The sequence below is a fragment of the Kribbella sp. NBC_00889 genome (assembly GCF_045207705.1).
Classification (GTDB): Bacteria; Actinomycetota; Actinomycetes; order Propionibacteriales; family Kribbellaceae; genus Kribbella.
In genome coordinates, this window is record NZ_CP108783.1 from 192,942 (window position 1) to 214,355 (window position 21,414).

Here is a 21,414-nt window from a genome sequence, read left to right on the forward strand (position 1 = left end):
CTCGCGACGTGGACTTGGACGATTACCAGAAGGCTGCGCTCCGTACGCCTGCTCCCCGTGACAAGAAGAACGAGTTCCTGCATCTCGTGCTCGGCTTGGTCGGGGAATCTGGTGAAATCGCCGAGAAGGTCAAGAAGATCATCCGTGACCACGACAGCGACCTGTCGACGGTGGACGTCGAGGATCTGACCAAAGAACTCGGCGATGTGATGTGGTACGTCGCTGTGCTTGCCGATTACTTCGACATTCCGCTGAGTGAAGTCGCCGAGAAGAACATCGAGAAACTCGCCAGTCGCCAGAAGCGCTCCGTGCTGGGCGGCAGCGGCGACAACCGTTGAACCTACTTGGAGGACGAACGTGTTCAGTGTTTACGGGAAGATGACCGCGCAACCGGGACAGCGGGACGCACTCGTCCAGGGATTCAAGGACATGCTGGACGGCGGCATTCCCGGCCTTGAGTTGTGCAGCATCAATGAGGCCCTCGATGACCCGGACACCATCTGGTTGACGCAGCTCTGGACGGACAAAGCGGCACACGATGCCGGGACTCGTTCCGACCGCGTCGTGTCGGCCACCAAACGCATCATGTCGCTGGTGGCCGGAACGCCAGAAGGTGCCTACGGCCAGGTCGCCTACCTGCACAATGGCGGCACCGCGTAGTCAGCCGCAGACGGCCTTGTTCAGGAAGTTGTCGACTGCGGCGTCGGGGTTGGTTTTGAAGGTGGGGGTTACGGCGATGGTCACCTGGTGGCGGCCGTCGCGGCTTGAGAACGACCAGGACTGGTAGGACAGGGCGTCGCCGTCGTTGCCGTAGAGACGGATGCCGCACGTGGTGTCGCGCCAGGACAAGCCGAGGCCGTAGTCCCTGGTCTCGGTGCCTGCGGTCTTCATCTCGTCGAAGAGGTGGCGTGGCAGCAGCTGACCGTCGAGGAGTGCGGTGAAGAAGCGGTTGAGGTCGGCTGTCGTCGAGATCAGTTCGCCACCGGCGCCGAACAGTGACGGGTTCATCTCGGTGAAGTCGACGAGCTCCACGTCGTTCTCGCTCCGCTGCACCGGAAGATAGCCGTGCGGGTGCGGCCCGCGGATCCGGGGCGACGTACCCGGCATTTCGGTGTCCTTCAGCCGCAGCGGCTTGATGATCCGGCGTTCGACCTCGTCGGCATACGAGTGGCCCGTCGCCTTGCGGACGATCTCGCCGAGCAGCGTGTAGTTGGTGTTCGAGTACGAGAAGGCCGAGCCTGGCGGGTCGACCTGCGACGGCTGCGCGACGGCACGCTGGATCAGCTCGCTCGCGCTCCAGGTCCGCCACCGATAGTTCAGGAACTCCGGACTCGGCGGCAGCGTCAAGGTGAGCCGGTAGTCGAACACCCCGCTGGTGTGGTTGAGCAGTTGCCGCACGGTGATCCCGTCGCCACCCGGTACGACGCCAGGCAGCCACGACTCGACCTTGTCGTCCAGCCGCAGTGACCCCTCATCGACCAGCTGCAGTACGACGGTCGCCAGGAACGTCTTCGTGATGCTCCCGGCCCGGAACCGGCTGTTGACCGGAACCTCCCGCGTCTCCCCCAGCTCGGCCACACCGCTACTTCCACGCCACACGTGTTGCCCGTCGCGCACCTCCGCGACCGCCCCCACCGCGACAGCATCCACAACGTCGTCCAGCTGCTTCTGCAGCTCAGCCCGATCCCGTTCCGCCGGCGCGGCAACAGCAGCGGCAGGCACCGCAACCAATGCCGACACAGTCGTCACAGCCACCAACGCCCGAAGTGCGCGCCTCATCCCCAGCCTCCCAGTCCAGCAATCCGATGCCTGCCACCCTTCCGGAGCAGCGCGCGCCGAAGTACCCGGGAACGCCCCCGAATCCCTGCGGGTCGGCCCTGGTTCTAGGCGGGCTCGTCGTCCGGGAACCCACCTAGTTGCTTGAGGACTTCCAGCATGTCCACAACGACGTCAGCCTCCACCATCACGCCGTTCGCGAACCGATTCATACTGGTCCCGACGAACCGCACCCGCCGACCGGTCGCGGGTACGCCGAGCCACTCGCCCTGGTGCGTGCCGTGATAGACGAAATGGCTCGCCATCCGGTCGCCCTCGACCACCCGGCTCACCACGATGCCCGCATAGTCGGGGAAGGCGCTGCGGATCTCGCCGATGCCCACCCGGAAGTCCGCCGCCAGCGTCGGCCCCATCAGGGTGTCGAAGGCGCCGAGATCACCGGCCCCGATCGCGTCGGTGATCGCATCGTCGATCCGCACCATCTCTTCGCGATCCATGCCTGCTCCCACCCTGCCGCGATTCATCTGCTGCGAAGCTAGGACGCATCCCGCACCCCGGCAAGGCCGAGCACCACCGGGTACTGACAGATGCAGAGCTCTTGCGGTTCTGTGACGGGTGGCGTGAGGGCTCGGCGTACGGCCCGGATGGCGTCACCATGAGGGGGTGAGAGGTCGCTCGGACGCGGGATGTTCCGGTGCGTGAGATCACTCTCCAGAGGGTTTGTGAAAGTTTTCACGAGCCGATAACCTGAAGTAGACATTAAGTCGGACGACCACTCAGGGAGAGTGAGCCGCATGACAGCCCAGGTGCCGCACATCCTCGTCGTCGGAGGCGGTTACGTCGGGATGTACACCGCGTACGGCCTGCGCCGCGCGGCCAGGAAAGGCCGGATCCGGGTCACGGTGGTGGACCCGCGGTCGGTGATGACGTACCAGCCGTTCCTGCCGGAGGCGGCAGCCGGCTCGGTGGAACCGCGGCACGTGGTGGTGCCGCTGCGCAAGACCCTCAAGGGCTGCCGGGTGGTGACCGGCCGGGTCACCGGGATCGACCACGCGAACAAGGTCGCCAAGGTGATGCCCGAGGAGGGACCGGAGTACGAGCTGGCCTACGACCAGGTCGTGGTCGCGCTCGGCTCGATCGCCCGGACGCTGCCGATCCCCGGACTGGCCGAGGAGGCGACCGGGTTCAAGAACGTCGAGGAAGCGATCGCGCTGCGCAACAAGGTGCTGGACCGGCTGGACGTCGCGTCGTCGCAGCCCGACCCGGCGCTGCGCAAGTCCGCGCTGACCTTCGTCTTCGTCGGCGGTGGGTACGCCGGTGTCGAGGCGTTCGCGGAGCTGGAGGACATGGCCCGCTACGCCACCCGGTACTACGACAACATCAAGCCCGAGGACATGCGCTGGGTGCTGGTCGAGGCGACCGGCCGGATCCTGCCCGAGGTAGGCCCGGAGCTGGGCAAGTACACGGTCGACCAGCTGCGCAAGCGCAAGATGGACATCAAGCTGGAGACCCGGCTGGAGTCCTGCGAGAAGGGTCACGTGATCCTCAGCGACGGCGACGAATTCGACGCCGACACGATCGTCTGGACCGCCGGCGTGAAGGCGAACCCGGCGCTGGCCGGCACCGACTTCCCGCTGGACGACAAGGGCCGGGTCAAGTGCCTGGCCAACCTGCGGATCGAGGGCGTGGACGACGCCTGGTCGGCCGGCGACAACGCCGCCGTACCTGACCTGACCTCGGAGACCGGGGCGTACTGCGCACCGAACGCGCAGCACGCGGTCCGCCAGGCGAACCGGCTCGCCGCGAACATCCTCCGGGTGGTCGACGGTCAGCCGCCGCAGGACTACAAGCACAAGTACGTCGGTTCGGTCGCGAGCCTCGGCCTGCACAAGGGCGTCGCGCAGCTGTACGGCATCAAGGTCAAGGGGTGGCCGGCCTGGTTCCTGCACCGGACCTACCACGTGTCGCGCGTCCCCACCTTCAACCGGAAGGCCCGCGTCGTCCTCGACTGGACGCTGGCGCTGTTCTTCCGCCGCGAGGTGATCTCGCTCGGCAGCCTCCAGATGCCCAACGAGGAGTTCCGCCGCGCGACCCGGTCCTGATCACTCGTGCAGTAGGCCGGCGTCGTGGACCAGGAGCGCGATCTGGACCCGGTTGTTCAGATCGAGCTTGGTCAGGATCCGCGAGACGTGGGTCTTCACTGTCGGCACGCTGAGATAGAGCGTCGCGCTGATCTCGGCGTTGGACTTGCCTTCGCCGACCGCGACGGCGATCTCGCGTTCGCGGTGGTTCAGGTCGGCGAGGCGGTCCATCGCCTTGGCCTTGCGCTGGTCCTGGCCGGACGCGGCCACCCGGGTGATCAGTCGCTTCGTGACGGCCGGGGACAACACCGGTTGCCCACCGGCCACCCGGCGTACCGAATCGACGATCTCGGCCGGCGGGGTGTCCTTGAGCACGAACCCGGCCGCCCCGGCGCGGAGCGCGCGCAGTACGTGCTCGTCGGCGTCGAACGTGGTCAGGATGACGATCTCGGGCGCGCCCGGGCGGCGTCGTACCGCTTCCGTCGCGGTCAGGCCGTCGGTGCCTGGCATCCGGATGTCCATCAGTACGACGTCCGGAGCCAGCCGATCGATCAGGCCCTGTACGCCGCTGCCGTCGCTGGCCTCCCCGACCACACGGATGTCGGGAGCGCCGCCGAGCATCAGCTTCAGCCCGGCACGCAGCAGCGGATCATCGTCGACAATGAGGACCCGGATACTCATGCCGGCCACGGCAACCAGGCGAAGAGGCGGAACTCGCCATCGGAGGTGCGGCCGTGCTCGAGCCGTCCGTCGACCAGTGCCGCCCGTTCGGTCAGTCCGATCAAGCCCTGCCCATCTCCTCGTCTGCGGTGCGGCGCGGGGTTGCGCACCTCCACCGACAGACCGTTGCCTGGGGCACCGGTCACGGTGATGGTCAGCTTCTCACCTGGCGCGTGCTTCATCGCGTTGGTGAGACCTTCCTGGACGATCCGGTACGCCGTACGTCCGACGTGGTCGGGCAACGCGCCGGGAGCATCCAGGGTGAGGTCGATGGGGACTCCCGCCGTACGGGACGCCTCGACCAGTTGGGGGAGATCGGTGAACGTCGGCTGCGGGAGCTCTCCGACAGGCGCCCGCAGTACGCCGATCACCTCGCGGAGGTCCTGCAATGCCTGATGAGCGCTGGCCCGGATGATCTCGGCGGCGCCTGCGACCTCCTCGGTGGACGCGTCGGGGCGATACGCGAGGGCGCCGGCGTGAACACTCAGCAGCGAGAGTCGATGGCCCAGTACGTCGTGCATCTCGCGGGCGATCTCTTCCCTGGCACGCATCTGGCCTTGCTCGGCCTGCAGCTTGGCGACGGTCTCGGCACGATCGGCCCGGTCGCGGAGCGTTTGGAGCAACTGGCGGCGGGACCGGATGTAGAGACCCCAGCCGGCGACGGCGACGTAGATCGACGTCGCCGCGATGACGATCGCGGCGTCGTCGTTCTGGTTCTTGACTTGGATGTAGGCGAACAGGGAGATCGAGTTCACCGCGAACACCAGCAGCGTGGCTCGCCACGGCTTGTACACGGCGACCGACAGGATCAGGATCAGCGTCGCCGCGCTGGCTGTGTCGGAGAAGATCGAGACCACCGCCGCGATCAGTGCCAGCTGAACCGGCCAGCGCCTGCGGAACCACAGGGTCAGGCACAGCGCCATCCCCGCGCAGAAGTCCACCGCCAGCAGGGTGGAGCTGACCCCTTCCTTCTGACTCTGGTCGAACAGGACCAGGCCGAGCAGGACCGCAACGACGAAGACGATGCTGTCCACGATCCAGTCGCGCGTACTGCGGCGATGGTTCGCGGGCTCGGTCATGACACGAATGTAGTGGTGCGTAAGCGTTCTCCGGGCCGATGACGGCTGTCCGGATACCGAAGTCGGTGTGATCGCCTACTTAGGTCGACGGTAGGTTGCCGGGCATGAGTCAGCTCGCCGTCACCGTCATCGGCCCGGACCGCCCGGGCATCATCGCGGACGTCACCGAGGCCCTCGTCGGTACCGGGGTCAACCTCGAGGACTCCACCATGACGCTGCTGCGCGGCCACTTCGCCATGATGATCGTGTGCTCGGGGCCGTTCGACGAGGTCAAGACCGCGCTCGAGCCGCTGCGGGGCGAGCTGGTGATCACGGTGCGCATCATGGGACCCGAACACGAGCACGCACCGATCGGGCCGTCGTACCTGCTGAGCGTGCACGGCGCGGACCGGCCGGGGATCGTCGCGGCGGTGACCCGGATGATCGCGTCCGCCGGTGGGACGATCACGGACCTGGCGACGCGGCTCAGCGGGGAGCTGTACGTGCTGACCGCCGAGGTCGAGATCCCGCCGACCGCCGAGCTGGCCTGGCTGGACCGGGCGCTGGAGATCACCGCGGAGGAGCTCGGAGTCGGCGTCACGCTACGGCCCGCGGAGAGCGACGACCTGTGAGCGTGGCACACCTGAACCAGACCCTCGCCAGCTGGAGCCCCGCCCAGCTCGGGATCACCGGCGACACTCTGGAGGTGGTACGGGCGCCTCACCCGGTCCTCGCCACCGAAGGCGCGACCGTGGACCCGCTCGACCCCGTGATGGTCGCTCTTGCTGCCGATCTGGTCGCAACCATGCGGGTTTCGCCCGGCTGTGTCGGGCTGGCGGCTCAGCAGGTCGGGATTGCGGCGCAGATGTTCGCGCTGGACGTGACCGGGCATCCCAAGACGCGGACGTGTCACGGTGTCTTCGTGCTGTGCAACGCGGTCGTGGTCGAGTCCAGCCGCCAGGAGAAGGGCCGCGAGGGCTGCATGTCGGTCCCAGACTTCACCGGCGACGTCAAACGTGCCACCAGGCTGACCGTCACCGGCGTCCTCCCCGGTACGACGGACCACGTCACGATCTCCACCGACGCCTTCGAGGCCCGCGCCCTCCAGCACGAGATCGACCACTGCAACGGCCAGCTCTTCCTCGACCGAGTCTCCGGCGCCCACGCCGTCTACCCGCGAAAGGTCTACCAGTAACTTGTAACCTCAGTCCCACGCCCTGGCCCGGGTGGCGGAACGGCAGACGCAGCGAGCTTAAACCTCGCGGCCGAAAGGCATACGGGTTCAAATCCCGTCCCGGGCACTTCGCGCGCTGACCTGCGTAGATGCTGCACCAGTAATTTAAGCCACCGCTTTAGCAGAGGCGCCATGGTTGCACCAGTGGTTGCAGTTGGCCTGTTGATCACTCCCACAGCGCCTTCCCGATCTTGGCCGCAGCATCCTCGGCGAGCTTGCTCGTCACGTGGGTGTACCGCTTGGTTACGGCGAACGTCGAGTGCCCAAGGATCTCCTGTACGACTCGGATATCTACACCTTGCTCCAGCAACAAGGTTGCTGCTGTGTGCCGAGCATCGTGAGGACGGGCATCGCGGAGGCCGGCCGCCTGGAGCATGGTCTTGAACTCGGCCCAGTCGCGGCGGGGATTGATCGGTCGCCCGGTGGGTCCGGCAAAGACCAAGTCCCAGTCTTCCCATTGATCTCCGGCCGCAAGGCGTTCCGCCGACTGTGCAGCCTTCTGAGCGCGCAACTGGGGGATCAACTGCTCAGGAATTGCGCTCCATCGAGTCTTCCCGCCCTTGGGCGGCCGGAACTCCCATTCACCGCCTTGCCGCTCGGGGCAGTACCGAGCGTGCTTGACGCATCCGTCCTTGCAGTCCTTCGTATGCCGGGTCTTCGCACAGGCCCTTGGATCACCACAACCATGCGAGAACCTCTTGCGCTTCAGTTGCCAGACCTGGATACGGCGCTTCTCCAGATCGAGATACCTCCAGCGCATACCGAGTGCCTCAGACTGCCGATACCCCAATGCGAAGGCGACCGACCAGCGCGCGCCGTTTCGTGCTCCGGCAGACTGCTGAAGGATCGCCTTCGCCTCCTCCTGGGCGAACGCCTCGATCTCAACGTCACGGTGCTTCGGCGCATCAATGAGCGTCGCGACGTTGACACCGATAAGCTTCCGGCGAACTGCCATCTTGAGGCACCGGCTGATCTGCTGATGGACCATCAGAACGGACTTGCTCGCCAACCCGGCATCAGCAATCTCGATGTAGAGCGCGTCGAGGTGTTCCGGCTTCAACCGGTCAAGTCGATGCCGGCCGATTCGCGGAATGACCCAGTTCTCAAGCCGTGGCCTGTAGACGGACTCAATGGTGGACTCACTTGCAGTCCGCGGGGCGATATCGGACAGCCACGTTCGTATCCACTGCGCAACGGTTGGAATCTTCCCGGCAACAGCCACGACACCGTCCGCACGCTGCTGCTCAAGCTCCTTGACCTTGTCGGTTACCTCCGTCCTCGTCTTGCCACGTCGGTGACGCCGATCCGGATCGCCGTTCGCCTTGACACCGACAGTGACCCAGCCATGCCAGACACCATCAGCATCCTCGTAGATCGAGGACCGACCGTTAGCATTCCGCGCCATCTGGCTCACCTCCTCCCTTATGCCGCAGTTGATTCGAGCTTCTTGGCGTACTCGCGCAACGCATCGACTGACACACGGCGCGAGCGCCCGATGAGTACCGAGCTGACCTCGCCCTTGGCGATCAAGTCGAACATTCGAGTCCTGCCGATGCGCAGCGCGGCGGCGGCCTCCTCAACGGTCATGAAGATCTGAACCTCGGTCACGTCTGAACCTCCCTTCGTTGACGGTTACGTGTCATTCGTTGTTGCTCTCGGCAATAACTTCCTTGACGAGTCGTCTATGTTCGCGGGCTTTGGCTGCGGCGGTGTTGGCGAGGAGTGCGTCGCCGATGGTTTTCCAGCCGGCGCCTGCGTAGGTGAAGTTGCCGACGATGAGGGTGGTTTCGACATCGTCGGTGTGGTCGGCGGTGCGGTGGTGGTCGCGGCGCCAGTTGGCGCGGGCTTCGCGGAGTGTTTTGAGGGTGGTGGAGTACTGGCGGGACTTGGTGGAGAAGTGGCCGCCGAAGCCGAGCATGTGTGCCCAGCGCTGCAAGCGCCGGTACGAGAGCCGTCCGGAGTTCTTGGCTGCTTCGGCTTGGTCGAGGTCGGAGCCGGGGCGTCCGAGTCGCCAGCAGGCGTCGACCAGTCGGCCGGCATGTGTGTGCTCGGTGGCGTAGCGGCGGACGGTGGCATTGGTGAGGCGGGCCGATGAGTGGCCGGTGGCCTCGGCGCCCTTGGTGGCGTACTTGGCGAGGTATCCGGCGACGGCGGTTTCGGTGATCGCGCCGTCGACGGCTTGCCGCACAGGGCGTACGTCGAGTTGAGTGCCCCACTCGATCAGCCAGCCATCCGGGTTGTCGGGGTGGGGCAGGGACCGGAACCGGGTGGAGGTGGCGGCGCGGCGGACAGCATCGGCGAGCATGCCGAAGGTCGCGGCGCAGGCCGGTGGCTCGATGACGGTCGGGTCGAGCGGGTTGACACCGTCGAGGCGCATGAGGGCGTGGAAGTGGGCCACTCCCCTGGCCTGCATTTCGGCGACCTTGCCGTAGGACAGCTTCACGCTGGCTCCGTGCTTCTTGGCCTCGGTGCGGAGGATGTCTTTGGCGCGGTCCATGGTGCGTCGCCACAACTCGCCTGAGAGGGCGTTCCAGACGACTTGGTGGTCGTGGTCGTAGCAGTCCAGGCACAGGGGTGTGCCGAGGATCTTCTCGCCGTCGCGGTGAGTGGTGTGGCAGCGCAGGTCGATCCCGTGCGGGCAGACCTCGGGATTGCGGCGGGGGCGGCAGGCCCGGTTGCGAAGCGCTCCGTCGCGGCCTCGGATGGTGCGGGTGCCGTGGACGGGCCCGAAGGTAGGGGCGGTGAAGGTGACGAACGCGGACGGGTGCTGCACGACCGACTCCGGGATGCCTTTGCCGCCTGCGAGTCCGGCGAGGACGAGTTGGTAGGTGTCGCCTCTATAGGTTTCGGCGCAGGAGGGGCAGACGGCGGCGCGGCGGTTGCCGCAGGCTTTGTAGATGACGCCGTCTGGCATGTCGTCGGTGTGCCGGGTGGAGATGATCCGGCCGGTCCGGTCGGACACGATGTGGGATTCGCCGCGGAGTTGGATGGGTCGGATGCAGCCGCCGGCCGATTGTGTGTGGTCGAGCCAGCCGGTGTAGTCCGCGGTGGTCGCGGCGCGCTGGATGGCGTGCTCGAGTCCGGAGGCGGGGTTCTGGCGCGGGCCGGGGTCGAGGGTGGGCCGGTGGGGTTCGACGGTGATGAGGGGTTGTTGGAGGCCGCTGGGTGGCCTGTTGTGCGTGCTGTGAGTGGTCATTGCGCGGTCCTCCTTCCGAGACGTTTCGGTTCCGTTGCCTTGGGCTACTGGTGCGGGCACGAGCTGCCCTTCGAGTCCCGGCCGGGAAGGGGTTGGTCCAGGCCCCGGTGTCCAGCCAAGGAGCGCCGGGGCCGCCCCTTGTGGTTGACGGTTACGTGTCAGGCGGTGGGTGTGGGGGCGGGTTCGAGTTCGGGGGTGCCGAACAGGTGGTAGCCGCAGCCGATGCAGTAGCGGCCGGCTACTCGGTCGTTGTCGGTGTTGCCGGTGGGGTCGAGCAGGAGGACGAGGGTGTAGTCGTCGCCGGGTTCGAGGACGGTGGGGCACCAGTCGTGGCCGCCGAGGTGGTCGGCGGCGACCCAGTCGCAGAGGAATTCGGTGTCGGCGGTGGCGCGGTGGGCGACGAGGTTGGCGTAGGCGTTGATGTCGATGGTGGTCATGGTTGGTGTGCTCCGTTCTGTGGTCGGGGGGTGTTCGGTGTTCGCCCTCGTCCTCGGTGATCTCTCGCCGGGGACGGGAGCCAGCAACGAACCGCTATTCGTCTGGTTCGAAGGTGGAGCCGCAGTTGCCGCAGGTGATCTCCCCGAGTTCGAGGACTGCTTTGGCGACGCGGATGCGGCGTGGGCATTGGCATGCGCAGGCGACGGCGTTGTTGTTGTTCTTCTTGGCCTGTCCGCCGAGGGCTTCGGGGTGGCGGTAGGCGATGAGTGCGTTCTTCAGGTCAGCGAGAACGCCGCTGTAGGTGGTCGCTGTCTGCTTGCGGAGGGTGCAGGGTGACCAGCCGATCTTGGGGTCTTTGGTGGCGTCGAGTCCGAGCTCTCCTGCGAGTTGAGCGAATTTCTGGTTGTGCCAGCGGCCTTGGCGGCTGGTGTCTTTGATCTCGCGGACATCGGCGAGAGCGTGTGCTGCTTCGTGGAGCAGGGTGGTGAAGACTTCTTCGACGGGTCGTTTGAGTCCTTCGCCGGAGATGAGGACTTCGGCCAGGCGTTGTTCGCCGTGCTGCCACCGAACGGGTGCGAAGTGGCCGTACTTGGCGTGTTTGGTGGCGGTGCCGGAGCCGACGATGATCACGACAGCCGGGATCTCGGTGTGGTTGGTCCGAATGGCCGCCCACGCGGCTTCGAGCGCGGAGACCAGTTCCGCGGTGGTGTATTCGGTTTGACGCTTACGTGTCAGTCGCGCCTTGGGTGACCCGGTGCGGGTCTTCGAGCCGGTGGTGGTCTTCTTGGCTCGTTTGATGGTGACCGAGACGGCCGGGTGGCTGCCGCCGGTGCTGAGTTCCTTGAGTTTGTTGCGTACGGCAATCAGCGAGGTGTAGGCGTGAGCTCGTCCGCCGTCGGTGGAGCGGACCTTGTCCATGCGCAGTTGGACCGAGTCCAGTGCGGCCTGTGGTGTGCCGCTGTAGGCGGCGGTGGTCTTGGTGACCGTCCAGCCGCCGATAGTGGCGAGGACCGCAGTGTTGTGGTTGGTCAGTCCGGTGAGTTTGGTGGTGGTCGCGGGCTTCGCGGCGACTGGGGCCGGGGTGGCCGGCCTTTCGGGTACCGGTTGTCCGAGGTGCCGAACGATCCAGTCTTGGTACATCTGGTTCGCAGTCACCATTGCTCTCCTCTTTCGTGTGCATGGTTTTTGGCGCAGATCAGGTGACAGGGGCGACCGGTGTAGGGGTCACGCATGAAGGCGTTGTGTCCGCAGATGTCGCAGGGCAAGGGGTCGCCGACTGTCGTGTGCGCCCAGTCCTCGGCTCGCTCGGAGCGGTGTGTCTTCTTGGATGGGGTCTTCTTCTTCACCGGCTCGCCAACTGGGGTGGCCGGTGTGGTGGTTGGGGTGAGGTCTGTCGTGATGGCCTGCTGGCCTTGACAGTTACGTGTCACGCGGTGTTTCGTTGCCGCGCGGCTCATTTGTCGAGCCAGGTCTCGAAGAAGGCTTTGACCTGGAGCCTCAGTTCGAAGGCCTCGTTGTAGATCCCGAGCACGTAGCTCTCTTCTTCGGATCCTTCGTTCTCAACGGCACCGGCCAGTGCTCCGAGTTCGCCTTGGAGCGTCTGCATGGCCTTATCAAGTGGCTCCCGGGACTGTTGCAGGAGGGCTTGGACGGCTTCATGTGTGGTGATCACGCTTGGCCCTCCGTCCACTCGGTGGGGATGTAGATCTCGTCTTGGCTGCGGGCCATGTCCTCGGTGAGGTGCTCGACCTGGTGGTCTTCGAGGAGTTGGCGTGCTTCGTAGAGCGCGTCGATGAGGTGGCTGATCGCGGTGACCGAGTTGGTGATCAGTTCGATCTCGACCGGGGTTCCGCCCAGATCGATGGCGACCAGTGGGGTGTCGCCGTTGCAGGCCAAGTTGATGCCGGCCACGGAGTTGTCGGTGAAGTCGTAGCCGACGATGATGCGGTCTTGGCGTTCGCCGCCGTTGGCGTCGTAGTAGGTGGTCATGACGCCACCTGCTTGGTGACGTAGGCGCGCTGCCAGGAGTCGTTGTGCGCCCAGGCGGTCCGGCCTGCTGACCAGCACACACCGCAACGATGAGGTTGGGTGGGGGAGTAGGCGAAGGCTCCGCAGTCGTGGAGCCAACCCGGAGTTCCGTCGGTGTCGCGGACGCCCGTGAAGGCGGCGGCGGGGACGGGTTTGATAGTGGTCATGCGGCCCTCCGGAGGTGAGCGGCGCGGCGGACGATCTGGTTGATCTGGTCGTCTTCGAGCAGCGCAGTCTTGATGCGGCGTGGAAATCCGCCTTCGGCACGGAGGAGTCCGACGCCTAGGGCTTCGGGTTCGATGTCCACGGCGGTGTGGCCTTGGGAGGCCCAGCCGGTGCCGAGGATGATGTCCGAACTGGAGTCGGTGGCGCACCGGAATGCGAGCCGGTACCCGAACAGGTCCCGCAGCGAGGTGGGGACGATGTCAGCGCTGGGGCGCTGGGTGGATGCGATGGTGATAATGCCTGCGGCGCGGCCGCGGGCGACGATGTCGCGCACCAGGACGCGGAACTCTTCTTGCTGTTCCTTGGTGCCTACGGTGACGGTGAAGTAGGCCAGCTCATCGATGCACAGGAGCTTGGCGCGGAACCCGTCGCCAGGAACGATCTTCTTGCGCCCAGTGCGGGCCAGGTGCAGATAGCGCTCGTCCAAGTCGCTTTGCAGGCTCCGCAGGACGCGAAGGGCCTTGCGCATGTCGTTGCCGACGAACTCTTTCGCCACCGGTGCGTACGGCAGCAGTTCAACGATCTTGCCGTCGATCAGGACGAGATCCACATCGGTGCACAGAGCCGCGTGAGCGACGATGTTGCCTTGGGCTACGGACTTGCCCGCGCCGGGCTCGCCGCCGAGGAGGATGTTGCGGTACGGCATGCCAACGCGGACGGGCTTGCCGCGTGTGTCGAGACCCAGGTAGGCCGGGTCGTAGATGGACAGTGCACCCTTGGGTGCGGGGGTGCCCCCCGGCGCGCGCCGGGGGAACACCGATTTCGGGTTGAAGCTAGACATAGTCGGACACGTCTTCTCCGTTAGAGCCCAAGATCACTGCCTGCCCGTCGTTCACGGATGCGGTGGTCTTGGTCTTGGAAGTGCGAGTGCGGGTCTCACCATCGGTGCCGGTTTTGGCCAGCCGATCGTGCTGCGTGGTGGACTCGTGCGGGGCGCTGTCGGTGGCGTCTGGCGTGAGGAAGGCCATGACAGCGTCGTCGGCGACGGCCGCTTCGGGCATGTCGCTGGTGTCGTTGAGCAGTGGTGAGGTGATGTGGGTCTTGGACAGCGGGTCGCGGCGGTTGATCTCGATGCGCACGACGGCGGCGTTGCGCTTGGATCTGGCGATGACTGCTGAGCGTGCCCAGCAGGCCGACGCGATGGTTTCGGCTTTGTTGTCGAGGTCTTCCATCGACAGGCCGGGGCGCATCCACAGCCAGACGATCTGGCCGGTTTTGGTGGACAGGCATCCGAAGATGAACGGCAGGTTCCCCGAGTAGTTCAGGGTCCGCATCTCAACCAGGCACGCGCGCAGGCGGTGCCGGGTGATGACACACCAGATCCGGTTCAGCACGAACCGTCGTGCCGGGTTGTCGGTGACGATCCATCCACACAAGACGATGATCAGTAACGCGTTGAGCCACAGCGGGTTCGCCTCGAAGTACCCGGTGATCGCCGTTCCATGGGCGAGGCAGATGTAGGCGATGCTGGCCAGGACGAACAACTCCCAGCGCCAGCGCCAAACCACAAGCAGAAACTTGACCGGCGTCGACTGTGACGGCCGGATGATCGTTTCGATAGTTCCGGTGGCGGTGCGTCCGCGTCCTGCTCGACGTGTCGAGCGCGTGCGGGTAGATTTGGACATGACAAGACCTCCCGATCAGGGGGTTGAGTCAGGAAAGACACCAAGCCAGAACGGTTTCTCAGGCCTTCGACTGGCTTGGCGTCTCGATTCCAGGGAGCGGCCCTTTCGAGGGCCGTTCTTGGTTTCCAGCGGTTGTTCTAGAGGTTGCTGAGCGGTGTTGACACGTAGGTGTCAGCCGCGGTGGCTTCGGTCGAAGCCGACTTCCAGACCGCGTACGCGTAGTCGCGTGCGGCGTACAGGTCGAGGCGACGATCACAGGCCTCGCGGTACAGGTCGAGCAGTTGCCAGAACGCCTCCGAGGCGTACACGGCAGTGACATCGTTGCTGATCGCAACGACAGGTTCAGCCCGGTTCAGGCTGTCGGCGATGGCCTTGTCGAAGAAGACGATCACCAGTTCGATCTCGATGATTTCGTTGCACTTGGCCACGTACTCGGCCTGTGCTTGATTCGCTGTGACGGTTCGATGCTCCATCGGTTGCGACATGACTACCCCTTCACTGAGCAGTGCACGGGACACGGGACGAGTGGAGAACTACTTGCTCGCACCCTGCGGGTTGAGCGACTTGGCCTTGTACGCGACACCGTTCCGCCCGTTGGTGGCCCACGGCATGGCCTCCAGCTCGACCGGAACGACGACGGAGCCAACGGCGACCTTCGGCATGGCATTGCCCGCCAGAGTCACATTGATCACCTCGCCGCCCGTCTCGTCGAGCGCCATCACCTGAACCGACCAGAGCAGCTCGTTGGTGTTCCGGTCAGCCTTCTGCCGGCCGTTCTGATCCTTCTTCTCCTCCACACCCTTCGTGACCGTGAACGTCTTGCCCGTGGTGTCGATCTGCAGCTTCATCAGGAATCGCCCTTCCTAGGCGGTTACGCATCAGCTAGATGCGGTGCACACCCTGTGTGTGCTTCGTGCACGCATCGGTCACGAACCGATTGGCTTCAGGAGCACGTGCTGTATAGCCCCCTAGACAGTCGAAGCGCTTCTTTGGAACTGTTGTCTAGGGGGGTATACAGACAAGCCTGCCGTAACCAGCCGACTACTGTCAAGGGGGGTATACAAACTTTCTGTCCAGCCCCCTAGACTCGCTTCATGCGCATGGAAGAAGTTGAGCGAATCGCTCACATTGAGGACCGTCTTGCGCGACTGCGCGCAGCGACGGACGCCCTGTCGCGTACACAGCGCACGATGACCGAGCTCGCCAGACTACGGCGAGGACTCATCCAGGAACTGCATCTGGAGGGCTGGAGCTTCGCCCAGATCGCCGAAGCTGCCGGACTAAGCCGCGGTCGCATTCATCAGGTACGCCATCAGGGACCAGCACCGGAGGGCGCCTTCTTTGGCGGGCACCCGCTCACGATCGCAACGCCACTCAAGCGCGAGGAGGCCAAATCTCGGCCAGTCGTCGCGGTCGAGGACGTCGCCGCGTCCCAACGGCTTGGCGACCTGGTCCGTTCGCTCGGCTTTGAGGTCGACTTCGAGCAAGTCCCTCAGGGTGAGCCGTACGACCTCAACCGGGACGGTCTCATCGTCATCTGTGGTCCGCGTATCAACGCGGATGTCGGAAGCATGCTCGCTACCGACCCTGTTCTCAACTTCGAGCGCCTAAGCACAGGGTGGGCTCTCACCGACAGTTCCACCGCCAAGACCTACATCTCGGGCCAAGACGACACTCCGCCCCGGATGGCCGACATGGCCTACCTGGGGCGCCTCAATCGACCGGACGGCAACGGAACAGCGATCGTTTTCACTGGCATTCACCCACAGGGGACGCTTGGCGTCGTGCAGATGCTGATCAACGATCTGACCGACCTGTATCGCCAAGCCGGTAGTGGCACATTCTCGACGCTGCTTGAGGTTGAATACGACCCGGAGACCCACGAGCCAACGGCCGTTGAGCTTGCAACTCCGATCTATCACCACCAGAGCTTTAGTCGATGATGCGTACAGCAACAGCTACCAGACCGGCACAGCATGACCGCGCGAACGAGGATTTCGTTGCCGCCAGCCGCCACGCCGTGGTTCTGCTCGATGGCGCCGGCACTCCTGTCGGCTCCGAGTCCGGGTGCGTGCACGGCGTTGCTTGGTATGCGCGAACTCTGGGCTCAGAGCTCCTCAGACGAGCGACCGATGAAGTCGACCAGGCTCTGCGTGATGCACTCGCCGAATCGATAGAGAGAGTCTCCAAGCTCCACAGCGGAACCTGCGACCTTGAGCACCCCGGATCTCCGTCTGCGACCGTGATCGTTGCTCGAGAGGTGGCCGACCGTCTCCAGTACTTGGTCCTGGCCGACTCGGTGCTTTTGTTGGAAGGGCCGACAGATCTGACAGTCGTGACCGATGATCGTGAAGCTCAGGTTGGCCAGAAGTACCGCGATCGCATGGACGCTCTCTCTTCGGGCAGTTCGGCACATCGTGAGGCTCACCGAGAGTACGTCGAGACCCTGCGCAGCTTCCGCAATCGGCCCGGTGGCTTTTGGGTAGCGAGCGTGGACCCCGCAGCAGCAGACGAAGCCATCATCGGCGAGCAACCACTCAGCGAGCTAGAAGCCGCTGTCCTACTGTCCGATGGTGCGAGCCGTCTGGTCGATCGCTTCGGACAGGCATCATGGTCCGATCTCGTCCACCTAGCCCGACATGAAGGCCCAGACGCAGTCATCGACGATGTACGGCAACTCGAAACGAGCGACCCAGAAGGTACGCGCTGGCCACGAGGGAAGGCCTACGACGATGCGACAGTCGCGGTGATCACTATGCTCGGTGGTGCCTGTTGAGCTCACCTCCCGACGTCGCCTTGATCTCTGTGATCCGCCAACAGGTCCGCGACACATGTTCGCCAACTGATCCGCGACAGGCTAGAAGCCTGGCGACCACCAGGGCACCGGCCAACGCACGGATCTGCCGATGTGCGTGCACCTCGCGGATATGCGTGTGATCGCTCGACCATGCCAGGTTGCGCGCGACTTAATGCCGCCGGATGTCTTCCAGCAGGACCGCGGGGTGAGGTAGCCGGTCCTACTCGGGTCTGTGATCATGCGCTGGTGAGCATGACCACGACCATCCAGGTCGGCGCGCGAGGGTTTTGGGCCGCTGCAGAGTCGGATCCTCGATCACATGGATAAGGCTGACTTCGTTCCGGTTGATGTCTCGGGGTTTTCACCCTCGCAGGCTGCCAAGGTACAAGATTTCGTCGACCAACTCGATGCGAAAGTGTTTACGGTGAGATGATGGCTGGATCAATGAAAGTTGATGGGAAGCTGTGGACGGCGGCGTCCTGGCTGTTTCGGTGGGTCGTCAGCAGTGTTGCGGACAACGCAGGACTCGATCCGGATGGTCAGGCGACGCTGCGAGAGATTGTCGACGAGAACCTTGGCTGGTTGTCGATTGATGACTTGGAACCGGCGCGCCGTTCGATCGTCCGCGACTGGATCTCCGAGCGGTTGGTTGCGGACGCAGACGCTAGGCTGCCGGTCGATTTAGAGGCAGACCGGGGAGCCACGCTCACGCATCTCGGTGAGCTCGCACGGATGACGTTGCCGATCCGCGATGCCGACGGTGAGTAGTCGGTTGCTGCAGACGCGTTTGGCGCGTGGATGGGCTATCTCGTCGAAGAGATCGCCAACCGTACGCCGGCCCTGCTCGACCCCGCACTGCGCGGGATAGCCCAGCAGTGGCGCGTCGCGGCGGTGGTCACCGACTTCGGCGCCGACGCGGGTGAGCTCTCCGACGAGCAGCGGTCCGCCCTGCGCGCGATAGCAGTTACAGCACGGGCCACAGCCGAGTCCTTCGGAGATCTGTCGACCGAACAGATGCGGCAGTGGATCATTCTCGATGACGATCCGGTCGCCGGAGGCTGGGCCGCCAATGGAACCCTGGAGCTCGCACGGATCCTTGAGGTAGCCGACGGCTTTATCGCCTTGCTGGACAACCAGTTCCCGCCCGATCCCTCTGCCGGCGCGTGGCTCCTGGGCACGGGCGAAGGCTACAAGGTGGTCCGCTACCGACCCGAGGCGCTCGCCAAGCCTCGCTGGTCGCGAAACAAGACCTAACAGGTGCGTCCGGACATGCCGCGGATAGTGATGCGCGGTCATGCCGATGTGAGGGCGTTACGGCTTTGCAAGTCGTTCCAATGCACGGAGTAGACCAACGAGATGCGACAGCTCATGCCAGGCGGTCTCGGGACCTAAGTCGCCTGTCCTCTGAAGGTTTTCCAGGTCGTCACTCAGTTGGCCCACCGTCAGCGACGCAGGTTCCTGGGTCATGTCGAACGCTTCGTCCACGGGAGATGCCAGTAGTGGTCGTCCTTCAGCGCCACCTCTGCCCCAAGTCGCTTCTCCGCTGCGATCAAGGCTCGACCGAGTGCGGCGCGGAGTTCGTCCATGTGGATAACGAGTGGTTCGGGCATACCCGAAGCCTGGCAGACCACAGGTGCGCGACGTCCTCTCATGTCGCGATCCGCTCGGCAGGCTAGGTTTGTCGCCATGGCCAATCCCGTGAACGATCGCACCGGTGCGATCGACTATGACGCCGCGCTCATGCTGGATGCAGAGGAACTGGCAGAGCAGGGGGTCGCGGACGCCTATGGGGAGTTGTCCACGGAGCTCAGTGAGCTCGGAATCACGCCGGCGGCGGTCAGCGAGAACGTTGGTGCCGAGGCTGGCACGTACTCCGTGCAATTCGGCGGAACCAACTACTCGATCTTCGGCCCGTCGATCCCCGCCTCGCATTCCTGGGGACTAGCGACGTTTGCCCTGTTCGACATAGTGAACCGGCAACTGGCAGGACACATGTTCGCGCTGTACGCCATCAACGGCGGCAACGACCTGTTCGGCATCTTCATGACCCCCGCCCAGGCCGAACGCGCGCGACGTGCCCTGCCGCGAAAGTCTGACTGGCCGTACATACCAACCGCTGAACCGGACTGGTTCGGCATGTACCACGACTGAAGCGCTCGACCGATTCGTTCGCGTGGCGACCGAAAGGTCCATGGCCATCTACGGTTTGACCCGATGGGCAGATCTCAGACGCCCGGACATGCCGCCGAGAGTGAAACGCGTTCATGGCCGATGTGTGGGCGCGTGAGCGCATCTATTGAGAGGATGCGTCCATGGTTGGACCTCGGGCGTCGATGCACGTTGAGGCCGTGACTGATAGCCGCTGGGCTGTGGCGTTGGATTTGCTCGAGTCCGGCGAGACTTGGATCGGACTTGCCGACCTCGTGTTGTCCTGCGACCCGGCCACGGATCAAGTCGGCCGCAGGCTTCACGTCGAGTTCCCTTGCCCGGTCGATCCGCTCCAGGCTGGCGGCCCACCATCGGCCCGGCTCGGTGGTATCGCCGATGCGGCGTTGAGGCGAGCGCGTGGACTCATCGGCACCGCCTGCGATGCCGACCCTCGCTTCCATGCCCTCGTGGCCGACTCGGACGTGCTCTACGAGTTCGTGTACGACTACGGGATGGGGACGGTCCTGGTCGCGACCGCCAGGCCGTCGGGGCCCTTGACTTGGAAGCAGTAGACCCGGGTCGAAACACCCTGTCATGCCGCGATCCGTTCGTGTGTTGCGGCATCATCGACAGCATGACACCGGGATTCTCCCTGCCCAACGACAAGGGCCAACTCGAACTGCCAGGCACCGGCGATGGCTACATCTCCGCCGTCATCTGTCGGCGGCGAGACGGCTCTGTCGGATGGCGGGCGCTGCCCCCAGGGGGTGACGGCGACGCCTGGGTCACTGTCTTCCTGGAGGGCGACGCGGTGGTCGCCAACTCATGGTCGGGCTGGCGTGTCCTCTACGACATGACTACCGGGACCGAGACCGCCCGCCACTTCACCAAGTGAACGCAAGTAGCCGCGATCCGTGCTTTCGACCGTCGCAGATCACCTGCCGGACGGGTGTCGCGCATCAGTCGACGGAGGACAAGTCGCCTTGATCTCGTAGCCTGACAAGTTTCTCTACGTCTTCAAGACGGCCCCGCAGGGGCCGAAAGGCGCGCCGCCACCGGAGGGCGGGCCGCCTGCCCTGCGCTCCCGCTTCGCTTCGCTCCGAGCGCGGCCCTTGGCTTGGCGCGCATGTGCCAACAGGGTGCCGGGTCGAAGACAGCAGATCTCGCCATCAACGATCGACACCCTGTCGATGCACCACTCGCCGAGACAGCCGGCTGCCCGCCGCCCACCGTTGCCGCATGCTCCCGTCTACCGGTGGACTCCCGCATCGCCCCGCTAGCAATCATGGAAGGGACGGTCCGGTCCGGCACGCGTCAAGGGCGCGCCTCCGGCGCGTCCCTTCGGGATCTTCGACCCTTGACCCGCACCGCACCGGACCTAAGGTCGGCAGCTATCGGGGCGATGCGGGAGGACTGCCCGCGTGCCTTGACACGTAACTGTCAACCCGTTCGGCGTTAATCAATTTCGACGTCCCAGGGGCCGCCGGCCACAAGGATCGCGGGTCCTAGATTCCAGTCTTTGTCGAGGAAGGTGAACCTCTGCAGAGCGTGCAACTGATAGTGACCGGGCGCTAGTCCTGAGTCACTGTCGCAGCCCACGAGGTTGACAGTCGACTCGTACTCGTGGGCTACGCCTGGGTCGATCGTGTAGCGCGAGCCGGCGGGGCGCGCCCCGACGGGGCCTGCGACAACGATGCCGTCTTTGGTGATCGCCATTCGCGCGCCGTACCGGGCAGTCAGGACCTGCACCGCAGAGCCGGACAGATTCTGCACCGACATGTCGATCTTTATGAACGGGGGATTGTCGGTCGCTCTCAGTGGCGCAGTTGGCAGCGATGCAGTAAGTCGCAGCGGCAGGCTGATGTCCGGTTGCGTTGCGATGCGGGAGCCGCAGGCTCCGAACCGGGCGAACGACATCTGGCCGGCGGCATCGAGCGGATCGCCGGAGCCGACGTACTCAGGACCGCTCATTGACGCACCCATGAAGCTCCCGCCGCTACCACTCCCACACCGCACATCACGCTCGCCGTCACGAGATCTGCCGGGTCCTCCGGCGCTGGAGAATCCGCCGAACCAGCCTAGCGCTAC

29 protein-coding genes and 1 tRNA gene are annotated in these 21,414 nt (G+C 64.9%); 12 read left to right on the forward strand and 18 right to left on the reverse strand.

All coding sequences use genetic code 11. The annotated features are described in order from the left end of the window. The first annotated feature begins 8 nt into the window (after positions 1–8). Positions 9–338, forward strand: a complete 330-nt coding sequence (locus OG817_RS00950) for a nucleoside triphosphate pyrophosphohydrolase family protein (protein WP_406051525.1) — start codon at positions 9–11, stop codon at positions 336–338. Positions 339–357: 19 nt separating this feature from the next. Beyond that, on the forward strand, positions 358–660 hold the full coding sequence (locus OG817_RS00955; protein ID WP_406051527.1) for a putative quinol monooxygenase: 303 nt from the start codon (positions 358–360) through the stop codon (positions 658–660). Here the strand turns inward: OG817_RS00955 and OG817_RS00960 are convergent, their stop codons facing one another. Both OG817_RS00960 and OG817_RS00965 read right to left on the reverse strand, forming a co-directional pair. Continuing rightward, positions 661–1,779, reverse strand: a complete 1,119-nt coding sequence (locus tag OG817_RS00960) for a serine hydrolase domain-containing protein (RefSeq protein WP_406051529.1) — start codon at positions 1,777–1,779, stop codon at positions 661–663. 104 nt (positions 1,780–1,883) lie between these two features. After that, the gene (locus OG817_RS00965) at positions 1,884–2,273 is read right to left on the reverse strand and encodes an ester cyclase (protein ID WP_406051530.1); all 390 of its coding nucleotides are present in this window, start codon (positions 2,271–2,273) and stop codon (positions 1,884–1,886) included. 297 nt (positions 2,274–2,570) lie between these two features. Here OG817_RS00965 and OG817_RS00970 point away from each other — a divergent pair, with 297 nt between their 5' ends. Next, the gene (locus OG817_RS00970; protein WP_396397874.1) at positions 2,571–3,878 is read left to right on the forward strand and encodes an NAD(P)/FAD-dependent oxidoreductase; all 1,308 of its coding nucleotides are present in this window, start codon (positions 2,571–2,573) and stop codon (positions 3,876–3,878) included. Here OG817_RS00970 and OG817_RS00975 read toward each other — a convergent pair whose 3' ends face one another. Then, entirely contained in the window at positions 3,879–4,538 is a 660-nt protein-coding gene (locus OG817_RS00975) for a response regulator (protein ID WP_406051531.1), read from the reverse strand. It lies immediately after the preceding gene. Continuing rightward, on the reverse strand, positions 4,535–5,656 hold the full coding sequence (locus OG817_RS00980; protein WP_406051532.1) for a sensor histidine kinase: 1,122 nt from the start codon (positions 5,654–5,656) through the stop codon (positions 4,535–4,537). The genes OG817_RS00975 and OG817_RS00980 overlap by 4 nt, the downstream gene beginning before the upstream one ends. 104 nt (positions 5,657–5,760) lie before the next feature. Between OG817_RS00980 and OG817_RS00985 the strand changes: the two genes are divergently transcribed. The 3 genes from OG817_RS00985 to OG817_RS00995 all read left to right on the forward strand — a co-directional run bounded on the left by OG817_RS00985 (position 5,761) and on the right by OG817_RS00995 (position 6,936). After that, the gene (locus OG817_RS00985) at positions 5,761–6,267 is read left to right on the forward strand and encodes a glycine cleavage system protein R (protein ID WP_406051533.1); all 507 of its coding nucleotides are present in this window, start codon (positions 5,761–5,763) and stop codon (positions 6,265–6,267) included. Further along, positions 6,264–6,830, forward strand: a complete 567-nt coding sequence (locus tag OG817_RS00990; protein ID WP_396397870.1) for a peptide deformylase — start codon at positions 6,264–6,266, stop codon at positions 6,828–6,830. Before OG817_RS00985 ends, OG817_RS00990 begins: the two co-directional genes overlap by 4 nt. Positions 6,831–6,855: 25 nt before the next feature. Continuing rightward, positions 6,856–6,936 (forward strand) — tRNA-Leu (locus tag OG817_RS00995). A gap of 99 nt (positions 6,937–7,035) precedes the next feature. On the opposite strand, the gene OG817_RS01000 is transcribed toward OG817_RS00995, so the two are convergent. The 12 genes from OG817_RS01000 to OG817_RS01055 all read right to left on the reverse strand — a co-directional run bounded on the left by OG817_RS01000 (position 7,036) and on the right by OG817_RS01055 (position 15,229). After that, positions 7,036–8,274 (reverse strand): tyrosine-type recombinase/integrase, encoded by a 1,239-nt coding sequence (locus tag OG817_RS01000; protein ID WP_406051534.1) that lies wholly within the window; start codon positions 8,272–8,274, stop codon positions 7,036–7,038. 17 nt (positions 8,275–8,291) lie between these two features. Then, positions 8,292–8,477, reverse strand: coding sequence for a helix-turn-helix domain-containing protein (locus tag OG817_RS01005; protein ID WP_406051535.1), 186 nt, complete (start codon positions 8,475–8,477; stop codon positions 8,292–8,294). Positions 8,478–8,508: 31 nt separating this feature from the next. Beyond that, positions 8,509–10,065, reverse strand: a complete 1,557-nt coding sequence (locus OG817_RS01010; RefSeq protein WP_406051536.1) for a replication initiator — start codon at positions 10,063–10,065, stop codon at positions 8,509–8,511. 158 nt (positions 10,066–10,223) lie between these two features. After that, positions 10,224–10,502: a hypothetical protein gene (locus tag OG817_RS01015; protein ID WP_406051537.1), complete on the reverse strand. Its 279-nt coding sequence runs from the start codon at positions 10,500–10,502 to the stop codon at positions 10,224–10,226. A 94-nt stretch (positions 10,503–10,596) separates the two neighbouring features. Continuing rightward, entirely contained in the window at positions 10,597–11,658 is a 1,062-nt protein-coding gene (locus OG817_RS01020; protein WP_406051538.1) for a hypothetical protein, read from the reverse strand. A 298-nt stretch (positions 11,659–11,956) separates the two neighbouring features. Further along, a complete protein-coding gene (locus tag OG817_RS01025) occupies positions 11,957–12,175 on the reverse strand; it encodes a hypothetical protein (RefSeq protein WP_406051539.1) in 219 nt (72 codons plus the stop codon). Further along, positions 12,172–12,492 (reverse strand): hypothetical protein, encoded by a 321-nt coding sequence (locus OG817_RS01030; RefSeq protein ID WP_406051540.1) that lies wholly within the window; start codon positions 12,490–12,492, stop codon positions 12,172–12,174. The genes OG817_RS01025 and OG817_RS01030 overlap by 4 nt, the downstream gene beginning before the upstream one ends. Beyond that, complete coding sequence (locus OG817_RS01035) at positions 12,489–12,698, reverse strand: hypothetical protein (RefSeq protein ID WP_406051541.1); 210 nt, start codon at positions 12,696–12,698, stop codon at positions 12,489–12,491. The genes OG817_RS01030 and OG817_RS01035 overlap by 4 nt, the downstream gene beginning before the upstream one ends. Then, positions 12,695–13,537 (reverse strand): FtsK/SpoIIIE domain-containing protein, encoded by an 843-nt coding sequence (locus OG817_RS01040; RefSeq protein WP_406051543.1) that lies wholly within the window; start codon positions 13,535–13,537, stop codon positions 12,695–12,697. Before OG817_RS01040 ends, OG817_RS01035 begins: the two co-directional genes overlap by 4 nt. Further along, entirely contained in the window at positions 13,530–14,264 is a 735-nt protein-coding gene (locus tag OG817_RS01045) for a hypothetical protein (protein WP_406051544.1), read from the reverse strand. Before OG817_RS01045 ends, OG817_RS01040 begins: the two co-directional genes overlap by 8 nt. A 254-nt stretch (positions 14,265–14,518) precedes the next feature. Next, positions 14,519–14,866, reverse strand: coding sequence for a hypothetical protein (locus OG817_RS01050; RefSeq protein WP_406051546.1), 348 nt, complete (start codon positions 14,864–14,866; stop codon positions 14,519–14,521). Positions 14,867–14,914: 48 nt separating this feature from the next. Then, a complete protein-coding gene (locus OG817_RS01055) occupies positions 14,915–15,229 on the reverse strand; it encodes a hypothetical protein (protein WP_406051547.1) in 315 nt (104 codons plus the stop codon). Positions 15,230–15,475: 246 nt separating this feature from the next. On the opposite strand from OG817_RS01055, the gene OG817_RS01060 reads away from it, so the two are divergent. The 4 genes from OG817_RS01060 to OG817_RS01075 all read left to right on the forward strand — a co-directional run bounded on the left by OG817_RS01060 (position 15,476) and on the right by OG817_RS01075 (position 18,432). Then, positions 15,476–16,324, forward strand: coding sequence for a hypothetical protein (locus tag OG817_RS01060; protein ID WP_406051548.1), 849 nt, complete (start codon positions 15,476–15,478; stop codon positions 16,322–16,324). Further along, positions 16,321–17,157: a hypothetical protein gene (locus OG817_RS01065; protein WP_406051549.1), complete on the forward strand. Its 837-nt coding sequence runs from the start codon at positions 16,321–16,323 to the stop codon at positions 17,155–17,157. The genes OG817_RS01060 and OG817_RS01065 overlap by 4 nt, the downstream gene beginning before the upstream one ends. A gap of 453 nt (positions 17,158–17,610) precedes the next feature. Next, positions 17,611–17,946 (forward strand): hypothetical protein, encoded by a 336-nt coding sequence (locus OG817_RS01070; RefSeq protein ID WP_406051550.1) that lies wholly within the window; start codon positions 17,611–17,613, stop codon positions 17,944–17,946. 30 nt (positions 17,947–17,976) lie between these two features. Further along, the gene (locus OG817_RS01075; protein WP_406051551.1) at positions 17,977–18,432 is read left to right on the forward strand and encodes a hypothetical protein; all 456 of its coding nucleotides are present in this window, start codon (positions 17,977–17,979) and stop codon (positions 18,430–18,432) included. Positions 18,433–18,641: 209 nt separating this feature from the next. On the opposite strand, the gene OG817_RS01080 is transcribed toward OG817_RS01075, so the two are convergent. Then, positions 18,642–18,788, reverse strand: coding sequence for a hypothetical protein (locus OG817_RS01080; RefSeq protein WP_406051552.1), 147 nt, complete (start codon positions 18,786–18,788; stop codon positions 18,642–18,644). A gap of 76 nt (positions 18,789–18,864) precedes the next feature. Between OG817_RS01080 and OG817_RS01085 the strand changes: the two genes are divergently transcribed. Beyond that, a complete protein-coding gene (locus OG817_RS01085; RefSeq protein WP_406051553.1) occupies positions 18,865–19,329 on the forward strand; it encodes a hypothetical protein in 465 nt (154 codons plus the stop codon). 631 nt (positions 19,330–19,960) lie between these two features. Then, a complete protein-coding gene (locus OG817_RS01090) occupies positions 19,961–20,221 on the forward strand; it encodes a hypothetical protein (protein WP_406051554.1) in 261 nt (86 codons plus the stop codon). A 560-nt stretch (positions 20,222–20,781) separates the two neighbouring features. Here OG817_RS01090 and OG817_RS01095 read toward each other — a convergent pair. Beyond that, a complete protein-coding gene (locus tag OG817_RS01095; protein ID WP_406051555.1) occupies positions 20,782–21,297 on the reverse strand; it encodes a hypothetical protein in 516 nt (171 codons plus the stop codon). Positions 21,298–21,414 lie beyond the last annotated feature (117 nt).